9 protein-coding genes are annotated in these 10,561 nt (G+C 60.8%); all 9 read left to right on the top strand.

The features are described from left to right. The first annotated feature begins 136 nt into the window (after window positions 1–136). The 9 genes from arnB to FGA82_RS00680 are packed head-to-tail and all read left to right on the top strand — an operon-like array spanning window position 137 to window position 10,556. Window positions 137–1,285 carry a UDP-4-amino-4-deoxy-L-arabinose aminotransferase gene (gene arnB, locus FGA82_RS00720; RefSeq protein WP_141125654.1) on the top strand — a complete coding sequence of 383 codons (1,149 nt, stop codon included), beginning with the start codon at window positions 137–139 and terminating at the stop codon, window positions 1,283–1,285. Continuing rightward, window positions 1,282–2,310, top strand: a complete 1,029-nt coding sequence (arnC, locus tag FGA82_RS00715; protein WP_141125653.1) for an undecaprenyl-phosphate 4-deoxy-4-formamido-L-arabinose transferase — start codon at window positions 1,282–1,284, stop codon at window positions 2,308–2,310. Before arnB ends, arnC begins: the two co-directional genes overlap by 4 nt. After that, complete coding sequence (gene arnA, locus FGA82_RS00710; protein WP_141125652.1) at window positions 2,307–4,313, top strand: bifunctional UDP-4-amino-4-deoxy-L-arabinose formyltransferase/UDP-glucuronic acid oxidase ArnA; 2,007 nt, start codon at window positions 2,307–2,309, stop codon at window positions 4,311–4,313. The genes arnC and arnA overlap by 4 nt, the downstream gene beginning before the upstream one ends. Further along, window positions 4,313–5,197 (top strand): 4-deoxy-4-formamido-L-arabinose-phosphoundecaprenol deformylase, encoded by an 885-nt coding sequence (gene arnD, locus FGA82_RS00705; RefSeq protein ID WP_141125651.1) that lies wholly within the window; start codon window positions 4,313–4,315, stop codon window positions 5,195–5,197. The genes arnA and arnD overlap by 1 nt, the downstream gene beginning before the upstream one ends. Next, complete coding sequence (gene arnT / locus FGA82_RS00700; RefSeq protein WP_141125650.1) at window positions 5,194–6,846, top strand: lipid IV(A) 4-amino-4-deoxy-L-arabinosyltransferase; 1,653 nt, start codon at window positions 5,194–5,196, stop codon at window positions 6,844–6,846. Before arnD ends, arnT begins: the two co-directional genes overlap by 4 nt. Beyond that, entirely contained in the window at window positions 6,843–7,187 is a 345-nt protein-coding gene (arnE, locus tag FGA82_RS00695) for a 4-amino-4-deoxy-L-arabinose-phosphoundecaprenol flippase subunit ArnE (protein WP_141125649.1), read from the top strand. Before arnT ends, arnE begins: the two co-directional genes overlap by 4 nt. Continuing rightward, window positions 7,184–7,588, top strand: coding sequence for a 4-amino-4-deoxy-L-arabinose-phosphoundecaprenol flippase subunit ArnF (arnF, locus tag FGA82_RS00690; RefSeq protein ID WP_141125648.1), 405 nt, complete (start codon window positions 7,184–7,186; stop codon window positions 7,586–7,588). The genes arnE and arnF overlap by 4 nt, the downstream gene beginning before the upstream one ends. Next, complete coding sequence (locus tag FGA82_RS00685) at window positions 7,585–8,964, top strand: UDP-glucose dehydrogenase family protein (RefSeq protein WP_141125647.1); 1,380 nt, start codon at window positions 7,585–7,587, stop codon at window positions 8,962–8,964. Before arnF ends, FGA82_RS00685 begins: the two co-directional genes overlap by 4 nt. Continuing rightward, the gene (locus FGA82_RS00680; protein WP_141125646.1) at window positions 8,961–10,556 is read left to right on the top strand and encodes an ArnT family glycosyltransferase; all 1,596 of its coding nucleotides are present in this window, start codon (window positions 8,961–8,963) and stop codon (window positions 10,554–10,556) included. The genes FGA82_RS00685 and FGA82_RS00680 overlap by 4 nt, the downstream gene beginning before the upstream one ends. Window positions 10,557–10,561: the final 5 nt, after the last annotated feature.

Below are 10,561 nucleotides of genomic sequence, written 5' to 3'. Positions count from 1 at the left end.
CCACAAAAGTCAACCGAACCCCGACGGTAAGTCGTATCAGCAACTTATTGATGCAGAGGATTTTTTTGCGTCTACGCTGAAATTGGATCCTATTTGATGAGTTGGTTTTCTTCTGATTGTTTGTGATGAGGTGTTCATGAGTCAGGCATTTCTCCCCTTCTCCCGCCCGAGTATTGGCGATGAGGAAATTGCAGCCGTAGAACAAGTATTGCGTTCCGGCTGGATCACTACCGGGCCGAAAAATCAGGCACTCGAAGAACAATTCGCGCAGTACGTTGGCTGTCGCCATGCGGTGGCACTTTCTTCAGCCACCGGCGGCATGCACATCACCCTGTTGGCTCTGGGCATTGGCCCGGGCGACGAAGTCATCACCCCGTCGCAGACCTGGGTGTCGACCGCCAACATGATCTCGCTGCTCGGCGCCACACCGGTGTTCGTCGATGTCGACCGTGACACGCTGATGACCGACGCTGCGCGAATCGAAGCGGCAATCACCCCGCGCACCAAAGCGATCATCCCGGTGCATTACGCTGGCGCTGCTTTCGATCTAGATCCGCTGTACGCGCTGGCCGACAAACACGGCATCGCTGTGATCGAAGACGCCGCCCACGCTGCCGGCACGCGCTACAAGGGCCGTCACGTCGGTTCGCAAGGCACGGCGATATTCTCGTTCCACGCGATCAAAAACATGACCTGTGCCGAAGGCGCGATGTTCGTCAGCGACGACGAGGCTCTGGCCAATCGCGTGCGCATGCTCAAATTTCATGGTTTGGGCGTCGATGCCTACGACCGCTTGACCCACGGTCGCAAGCCGCAGGCACAAGTGATGGAGCCGGGGTTCAAATACAACCTCGCTGACATCAACGCCGCGATTGCGCTGGTACAGCTTGAGCGTCTGGACGCGATCAACGCGCGCCGCACTGAACTGGCCGCCGCCTACCGGCAAAAACTCGAAGGCCTGCCGGTGCAACCGCTGGCCGTACCTGCCTACGCCCAGACCCACGCCTGGCACCTGTTCATCCTGCGTATCGACAGCGAGCGCTGCGGCATGGACCGCGAAGCCTTCATGAAAGGTTTGCAGGACCAAGGCATCGGTACCGGTATCCATTTCATCGCCACCCACCTGCACACCTGGTATCGCCAGCGTGACCCCGATCTGTATCTGCCCAACACCGAATGGAACTCGGCGCGGCTGTGCTCGATTCCGTTGTTCCCCGACATGAGCGATCAAGACCTTGATCGCGTGGTCGGCGCCATCGCCACCCTTATGGACAAACGCCTGTGAAAACCTATCCGATCCGCTGTGTGTCGATCGTCATCCCGGTCTACAACGAACAGGACAGCCTGCCGGAACTGCTGCGCCGCACCGAAGCGGCCTGCCGCATGCTGCGTCACGACTATGAAATCGTCCTCGTCGACGACGGCAGCCGTGATGAATCCGCCAATCTTCTGGAAGAAGCCGCGAGCCGTGAAGACAGCCCGTTCGTGGCGGTCATCCTCAATCGCAACTACGGCCAGCACGCAGCAATCATGGCCGGTTTCGAACAGTGCAAAGGCGATGTGGTGATCACCCTCGACGCCGACTTGCAGAACCCGCCGGAAGAGATTCCGCGCCTGGTCGCCGAAGCCGAGAAAGGTTACGACGTGGTCGGCACCGTGCGCGGCAACCGCCAGGATTCGGCCCTGCGCCGTTATCCATCGAAGCTGATCAACCTCGCCGTGCAGCGCTCCACTGGCGTCGCCATGAGCGACTACGGCTGCATGCTTCGAGCTTACCGCCGCACGATCATCGACGCGATGCTCGCCTGCCGCGAGCGCAGCACCTTCATTCCGATTCTGGCCAACAGCTTCGCCCGCCACACCACCGAAATCGTCGTTGCCCACGCCGAGCGTGAACACGGCGATTCGAAGTACAGCCCGATGCGTTTGATCAACCTGATGTTCGACCTGATCACCTGCATGACCACCACGCCTTTGCGCCTGCTGAGCATCGTCGGTTTCACCATGGCCGGTCTGGGTCTGCTGTTTGCTTTCGCACTGATCGTCATGCGCCTGGCGTTCGGTTCTGGCTGGGCCGGTGACGGCATGTTCGTGCTGTTCGCGGTGTTGTTCGTGTTCACCGGTGGCCAGTTCATCGGTATGGGCCTGCTCGGCGAATACCTGGGGCGCATGTACAGCGACGTGCGCGCCCGTCCGCGTTTCTTCATTGAAAAAGTCTTGCGCAGCCACGCCGCCAACCCGGCGCCTGCAGTCACCGTTGACGGTCTCTCCACTACTACTCCTACTACTACCGGTCAGGTTCTCTCATGAGTGCAAAAACTGTTGTCTTCGCTTATCACGATATTGGTTGCGCCGGCATTCAAGCCCTGCTCGACAGCGGCTACGACATCGCGGCGGTGTTCACTCATGCCGATGACCCGAAAGAGAACGCCTTCTACGCCTCGGTCGCGCAACTGTGCGCACGCAAAGGCATCCCGGTGCACGCGCCGGAAGACGTCAACCATCCGTTGTGGATCGAGCGGATCGCCAAACTCGATCCTGAATACATTTTCTCGTTCTACTACCGCAACCTGCTGAGCGAGCCACTGCTGGCCCTGGCCAAGAAAGGCGCGTTCAATCTGCACGGTTCGCTGTTGCCAAGCTACCGTGGCCGCGCCCCGGCCAACTGGGTGCTGGTCAACGGCGAGACCGAAACCGGCGTCACTTTGCATCGCATGGTCAAACATGCCGATGCCGGTGCCATTGTTGCCCAGCAACGTGTTGCCATTGAACGCAGCGACACCGCGCTCAGCCTGCACGGCAAGTTGCGCACGACAGCCAGCGATCTGCTGCGCGACACGCTGCCGGCAATGCTGCAAGGCAAGGTCAGCGAAACCCCGCAAGACGAATCCAAAGCGACGGTGTTCGGGCGTCGCACGGCGGCGGACGGCAAACTGGTCTGGGCACAGCCTGCCGAGCAACTGTTCAATCTCGTGCGTGCGGTAACCCAACCTTACCCGGGCGCTTTCTGTGCCGTGGGCGAGCACAAACTCATCGTCTGGAGCGCTGAAGTTGCCAAGGGCAACGACGGTCAGGCACCGGGCCGGGTGATCAGCGTCGATCCGCTGCGCATTGCCTGCGGCGAAGACTCGCTGCTGATCCTCTCCGGTCAGCGCAACGACAACGGCCTGTTCCTCAGCGGCCCGCAACTGGCCAATGAACTCGGTCTGGTCGACGGCTCGCTGCTGCGCGGCGCTGAGTCCGGCCGTGCGCCGCGTCGCACCCGCGTGCTGATCCTCGGCGTCAACGGCTTTATCGGCAATCACTTGTCCGAGCGCCTGCTGCGTGATGACCGCTACGAAGTCTATGGTCTGGACATCGGTTCCGATGCCATCGACCGTCTGCGCAGTCACCCGCACTTCCACTACGTCGAAGGCGACATCAGCATTCACTCCGAGTGGATCGAATACCACATCAAGAAGTGCGACGTGGTCCTGCCGCTGGTGGCCATCGCCACGCCGATCGAATACACCCGTAACCCGCTGCGTGTGTTCGAGCTCGACTTCGAGGAAAACCTGAAACTGGTGCGCTACTGCGTCAAGTACAACAAGCGCGTGATCTTCCCGTCGACCTCGGAAGTCTATGGCATGTGCCAGGACAAGCATTTCGACGAAGACACCTCAAACCTGGTGGTCGGCCCGATCAACAAGCAGCGCTGGATCTACTCGGTATCCAAGCAATTGCTGGATCGGGTGATCTGGGCCTACGGCGCCAAGGGTCTGAATTTCACCCTGTTCCGCCCTTTCAACTGGATGGGCCCGCGCCTTGATCGCCTGGACTCGGCACGCATCGGCAGCTCGCGCGCCATCACCCAATTGATCCTCAATCTGGTCGAAGGCACGCCAATTCGCCTGTTCGACGGCGGCGAGCAAAAGCGCTGCTTCACCGACATCGCCGACGGCGTCGAAGCACTGGCGCGGATCATCGATAACGACAACGACGTCTGCAACGGCCAGATCATCAACATCGGCAACCCGGACAACGAAGCAAGCATCCGCCAGTTGGGTGAAGAGTTGCTGCGTCAGTTCGAAGCGCATCCACTGCGTGACAACTTCCCGCCGTTCGCCGGTTTCCGCGACGTGGAAAGCAAGGCGTTCTACGGCGCCGGTTACCAGGACGTCGAACACCGCAAGCCAAGCATCGCCAACGCCAAGCGCCTGCTCGACTGGACGCCAACCGTGGAAATGCGCGAGACCATTGGCAACACGCTCGACTTCTTCTTGCGCGAGGCCATGCTCGAACTCGCGGAGCTCTCTAACAAAGAGGCAGGTTGATGCAGGCCGGTCTACGCATCGACGTCGACACCTATCGCGGCACCCGTGAAGGTGTGCCGCGTCTGCTGGAAATGCTCGACGAGGCGCAGATCAAGGCGACGTTTTTCTTCAGTGTCGGCCCCGACAACATGGGCCGGCATCTGTGGCGCCTGATCCGCCCGCAGTTCCTCTGGAAAATGCTCCGCTCCAATGCTGCCGGCCTGTACGGCTGGGACATTTTGCTGGCCGGCACGGCGTGGCCGGGCAAGCCGATTGGCCGTGACCTCGGGCACCTGATGCGTCAGGCCCGCGATGCCGGTCACGAAGTGGGCCTGCATGCGTGGGATCACCACGGCTGGCAGGCCAATGCCGGGCGCTGGAGCAACGCGCAACTGATCGAGCAGATCCGTCAGGGCGTCGACACCTTGAGCGACATTCTCAGCGAGAAAGTCGAGTGCTCGGCCGCCGCCGGTTGGCGTGCGGACGAGCGCGTGATCGAGGCCAAGCAAGCCTTCGGCTTTCGCTACAACAGCGATTGCCGTGGGCAACGCCTGTTTCGTCCGCTACTGGCCGACGGCACGCCGGGCACGCCGCAGATTCCCGTCGACCTGCCGACCTTCGACGAAGTCGTCGGCCCCATTGTGGCGGCGCGGGACTTCAACGGTTTCATCCTTGACCACTTTCGCCCGCAACAACTCAACGTCTACACCATTCATGCCGAGGTAGAAGGGATTCTGATGGCTGAGGATTTTCGTCAATTGCTGGCCGAGGCACGCCAGCGCAACATCGATTTCAAACCGCTGGGCGATTTGTTGCCCGAGTTCTTCAACACCTTGCCCGTAGGTCGCGTGCAACGCGGCGCCCTCGACGGCCGTGAAGGCTGGCTGGGAGTGCAAGGCGCATGACTAAACGCTGGGCATTGCCGCTTCTGTTGCTGGGCATTTGTCTGCTGGCCTATCTGCTGCCGCTGGGCACGCACGGCTTGTGGATTCCCGACGAGACCCGTTACGCGCAGATCAGTCAGGACATGCTGCTGAGTGGCCACTGGGTGTCGCCGCACTTCATGAGCCTGCGTTATTTCGAGAAGCCGATTGCCGGTTACTGGATGATCGCGCTGGGTCAGGAGTTGTTCGGGCAGAACCTGTTCGGCGTGCGCTTTGCCTCAGCGCTGAGTACCGGGTTGAGCGTGCTGCTGTGCTATCTGGTCGCGCGCCGTTTGTGGAACGAGCCGCGCAAAAGCTTTGTCTGCGCCCTGCTCTACATGAGTTTCACGATTGTTGCCGGTCAGGCTGGGTACGCCAACCTCGATCCGCAATTCACTTTCTGGGTCAACCTGAGTCTGGTGGCGCTGTGGTTTGCTGTCGACAGTCACACCAGCGCTAAACGCATGGCGGCCTGGGCGGTGTTGGGCCTGGCCTGCGGCATGGGTTTCATGACCAAGGGTTTTCTCGCCTGGCTGCTGCCGGTGCTGATTGCGCTGCCGTGGATGCTCTGGCAGAAACGCTGGCGTGAGCTGCTGATGTTCGGCCCGGTGGCGATTGCCGTGGCGATCCTCATCAGCCTGCCTTGGGTGCTCTCGGTGCATGCGCAGGAACCGGACTACTGGCGGTTCTTCTTCTGGCACGAGCACATTCGTCGCTTTGCCGGGGACGATGCGCAACACGACGCGCCGTGGTGGTTCTACCTGCCGCTGCTGGTGGCGTTCAGTCTGCCGTGGGCCGGATTGTTGCCGACGGCGTTCAAGCAAGCCTGGCAAAGCCGCGCTCAGCCCAAAGTCGTATTCCTGCTGCTGTGGCTGCTGATGCCGCTGCTGTTTTTCAGCCTGAGCAACGGCAAATTGCCGACTTACATCCTGCCGTGCCTGCTGCCGATGGCGTTGCTGCTCGGTAATGCACTGGCTGACCGCTTGCGTCTTGAGCAAGGTCGTGCGCTGAGCATCAATGGTCTGCTCAATCTGTTGCTAGGCGTCGTCACGCTGATCGCGCTGGTGTACCTGCAACTGACCAAACCGGTCTACGACCACGAACTGCACAGCCTGGTGCTGGTGTTCATCGCGTTGATTGCCTGGATCATCGCCAACCTGCTGCAAGCCTTTGTGCCGCTGCAATGCTGGGCAGCACCGGCACTCGGTAGCCTGTTGCTGATCGCGGTTTTGCCAGCGGCGCTGCCGAAATCGGTGGTCGCCAACAAGATGCCGGATCAGTTCATCAAGCATCACGTCACCGAACTGGCGCAGACCACGCACCTGCTGAGCAACGATCTGGGGGCCGCTTCGGCGCTGGCCTGGCGCCTGAAAACCCCGCAAGTAGCGTTGTACAACACGATAGGCGAATTGAAATATGGCCTTGCCTATCCTGATGGCATTCAACAGCGGGTCGATCCCGAACACGTACAACAGTGGATGCGCGAGGCGCGCCGCAGCGGCTCGGTCGGCGTGGTAATGCGCGTCAAGGGGCAGGACGAACTGGACGAAATCGACAGATTGCCAAAGGACGGTATTCGTTACGAACAGGGCAACCTGGTGATCATGATTCTGCCAAAGGAGGCGTCATGAGCCTGTTGCTGCTGTTGGCCGCGTGCCTGCTGACCTGTCTCGGTCAGATTGCGCAGAAATACGCCGTGGAGAGCTGGCGCGGCGTCGAGTCGAGTTGGGCCGACAAACTGCGTTCGCCGTGGTTGTGGCTGGCCCTGCTCGCCCTCGGCGGCGGACTGTTGGTCTGGCTGCTGGTGTTGCAGCGTCTGGAAGTCGGCATCGCCTACCCGATGCTCAGTCTCAACTTCGTACTGATCACGCTGATCGCGCGCTTCGTCTTTCGTGAACCCATCGACCGCCAGCATTGGCTCGGCGTGGCATTGGTGATCGGCGGCGTGGTGTTGCTGGGGCAACAGTCATGAATCAACGTCGCGGCATCACTTTCGCCCTCGGCAGCGTATTTCTCGTCAGTGCTGCGCAACTGGGCATGCGCTGGAGCATGACCCGTCTGCCCGCACCGGAACAATGGCTGCACATCGACAGCCTCGATTTGCGCGCGCTGGCCGTGGTCATCGCGGCGATTTTTGCCTACGCGCTGTCGATGCTCTGCTGGCTCGCCGCCCTGCGCGATCTGCCGCTGGGCCGGGCTTACTCGCTGCTGAGCATCAGTTACGCGCTGGTGTACTTGCTGGCGGCCAGCCTGCCGCTGTTCAACGAATCCTTCAGTTTCACTAAATCACTGGGCGTGGCGCTGGTCATGCTCGGGGTCATCACCATCAACACTCGTCCGGCTCGTGCGCCCGAATTCAGGAGTGCTCCATGAAAATCACAGTATTTGGCAGCGGTTACGTCGGTCTGGTGCAAGCGGCTGTGTTGGCCGAAGTCGGCCATGATGTCGTGTGCATGGACGTCGACCAGAAGAAAGTCGACCTGTTGCGCCAGGGTCACGTCAGCATTTTCGAACCGGGGCTGGCCAGCCTGGTGCGCGAAGGTCTCGACTCGAAACGCCTGCAATTCACCACCGATGAAAAACTCGCCGTGCAGCACGCTCGGGTGGCGTTCATTGCGGTGGGTACGCCGTCGCGTGAGGACGGTTCGGCAGATCTGCGTTACGTGCTTTCGGTCGGTGACGCGATTGCCCGCCATCGTGAGCAGCCGTTGATCATCGTCGAGAAATCCACGGTGCCGGTGGGCACGGGCGACACCTTGCGCACGCACATCGAAAAAGCCTTGATCAAGGTCGGCCGCCTGCTGCAATTCGATATCGTCTCCAACCCGGAATTTCTCAAGGAAGGCTCAGCGGTTGCCGACTGCCGGCGTCCGGACCGTATCGTCATCGGCTGCGACGGCGATGACGTGCGCGACGTGATGCGCGATCTGTACTCGCCGTTCAACCGCAACCATGACCGCATCATGTTCATGGACCTGCGCAGCGCCGAGCTGACCAAGTACGCCGCCAACTGCATGCTGGCGACCAAGATTAGCTTCATCAACCAGATTGCCGAACTCGCCGAACACCTGGGCGCCGATATCGAATCAGTGCGCCAGGGCATCGGTGCCGACACGCGCATCGGTTACCACTTCATCTACCCAGGCTGCGGCTATGGCGGTTCGTGCTTTCCGAAAGACATGCGAGCGCTCATCCACAGCGCCGAAGAGGCGCACTGCTCCAGTGATTTGCTGCAAGCCGTCGAGGCGATCAACCAGCGGCAGAAACACAAACTGTTCGAACGTATCAATGCGTTCTACAAGGGTGACCTGCGCGGCAAAACCTTCGCCCTCTGGGGGCTGGCGTTCAAACCCAACACCGATGACATGCGCGACGCGCCGAGCCGGGTCCTGCTGGAGGAACTGTGGGCCGCCGGTGCCAGTGTGCGCGCCTTCGACCCGGAGGCTATGCAGGAAACCCAAAACCTTTACCCGGACGAATCGAAACTGATGCTGATGGGCACGCCGGAATCGGTATTGCCCGGCGCCGATGCGTTGATCATCTGCACCGAGTGGCAGCAGTTCAAGGCACCGGATTTTGATCTGATCAAACAGCGCCTCAACACCCCGGTGATCTTCGACGGCCGCAACCTGTACGACGCCGAGCGTCTGGCACGCAACGGTTTCCATTACTTCCCGATGGGCCGTGGCGAATCGCGCAAGTTGCCGATTCCGCTGCAACAGTGGCCACACGCGTCCGACGTCGCTTGATCACGTTATCGCCTGAAATCCGCCGGCAGTCCCTGATCGCAGGGTTGCTGGCGTTTTTATTGTTCATGGCGGGGGTCCACGGGCAGGCTCCGATCGGTTTCGACTCGCGATTCGTGTTGTTCGCGCAGGAAATGCTGCGCCATGGGCCGACGGTGTTTCCAACCACCTATGGTCAGCCGTACGCGGATTACTCAGCGGTTTCGACGCTGTTCATCTGGCTGCTGTCGTTGCCGTTTGGTGCGGTAAATGCGTTTACCGCGTGGGCGCCGAGTGCCGTCGCCGGTGCGCTGATCGTGACGCTGATGTATCGACTGCTGGCGCCGTACTCGCGGCGCTGGGCGTTGATCAGTATTGCGTTGCTGGTGCTCACCAGCGGTTTCGTCACTGAAGTGCGTGCGGTGTCGCAGGACTTGATGCTCGCAGCGGTGGCCTTTGCGGTGTTCTATCTCGGTTATGCCCATGATCATTTTGCCGGCACGCGTCACTGGCTGCTGATTTTCGCTTTGCTGTTGCTCGGCTTCGGTATTCGCGGGCCAATTGGTCTGGTGGTGCCGACCGGCGTGCTGTGCAGTTATTACTTGCTCAACCGTGAGTGGTCACGGTTGCTGGTGTTCGGTGTGCTGGCTTCGGCGTTGCTGGTCGCGTGCGTCGGGCTGTTGTTGTGGCTGGCGCAGGTCAGCGGGGGTCCGGCGTTCATGCAGGACGTGATCCGCATGCAGTTCATGGGTCGCATGGACGGTAGCGAAGGCGTCAGCGGTTCGCTGTATTACTTCACCAGTTCGCTCGGCAACTATGCGTTGGCCTATCCGTTGGCATTGCTGGTGCTGGCGGCGGCGTGGCTGAGCAGACCGCAGCAGCGTGGCCCAGCGCTGCGCCTGGTGCAGTACTGCGCGGCGGCGGGCCTGATTGTGATGGTCGGCCTGTCGATTCCGCAGGCGAAGAAGGCGCGGTATCTGCTGCCGATGCTACCCATGGCGGCGATCATTGCGGGGTATCCGTTTCAGGTGATGCACGGGCGGGTGTTCCGCTATTTGCGCGGCTCGATCATGGGCTTGTGGCTGGTCACGCCGGGCTTGCTGCTGGTGGTTTTGCTGGTCGCCCAACGGCGCTTTCCCGAGCAGTTGGGTGAAGTTTCTATTGTTTTGCTCGCGTTGGGCATTCTGCAACTGCTGGCGTTGTCGCGATTGTTGGTCTCGCGTTGGCGCGCCGAAGTGCTGGCATTGTGTGCCGTATTGGCGCTGTGGACGGTGTATGCGGCGGTCTTCGAACCGGTGGAGCGGCGGTTGTACGACACCCAGGCGTTCAGTCGCGCGGTGTCCGCCCAGGTGCAGCAAAACCCGGCGCCACTGGTACTGCATGGCATGGGCAAGGACGCGAAAGCGATCAAGTTCATGGTCAATATCGGGCAGGACCTGCAACCGCAGTTCAGCGACTCGTTCCTGCAACTGGAGGCGATCAAAGGTCCGGCGTGGCTGATGATGGATCGCAGTGATCTGCCATCCCTCAAGGGCACGCCACTGGAAAGCGCGCAGCCGGTGTTGAGTGGGCGTTTCGACAAAAACGACTATGTATTGCTGTGGTTGAAACCTTAACCTGT

It is taken from the genome of Pseudomonas fluorescens (assembly GCF_005938625.1).
GTDB classification, from domain to species: Bacteria; Pseudomonadota; Gammaproteobacteria; order Pseudomonadales; family Pseudomonadaceae; genus Aquipseudomonas; species Aquipseudomonas fluorescens_BD.
The sequence above is the reverse complement of the archived record's forward strand: the minus strand, read 5'-3'. Positions and strand labels throughout refer to the sequence as shown.

Excerpts from the sequence above, each read along its gene's own strand:
- arnE (WP_141125649.1), top strand. The coding sequence starts at position 6,843 with ATGAGCCTGTTGCTGCTGTTGGCCGCGTGCCTGCTGACCTGTCTCGGT.
- arnF (WP_141125648.1), top strand. The coding sequence starts at position 7,184 with ATGAATCAACGTCGCGGCATCACTTTCGCCCTCGGCAGCGTATTTCTC.
- arnD (WP_141125651.1), top strand. The coding sequence starts at position 4,313 with ATGCAGGCCGGTCTACGCATCGACGTCGACACCTATCGCGGCACCCGT.
- arnT (WP_141125650.1), top strand. The coding sequence starts at position 5,194 with ATGACTAAACGCTGGGCATTGCCGCTTCTGTTGCTGGGCATTTGTCTG.
- arnB (WP_141125654.1), top strand. The coding sequence starts at position 137 with ATGAGTCAGGCATTTCTCCCCTTCTCCCGCCCGAGTATTGGCGATGAG.
- arnA (WP_141125652.1), top strand. The coding sequence starts at position 2,307 with ATGAGTGCAAAAACTGTTGTCTTCGCTTATCACGATATTGGTTGCGCC.
- FGA82_RS00685 (WP_141125647.1), top strand. The coding sequence starts at position 7,585 with ATGAAAATCACAGTATTTGGCAGCGGTTACGTCGGTCTGGTGCAAGCG.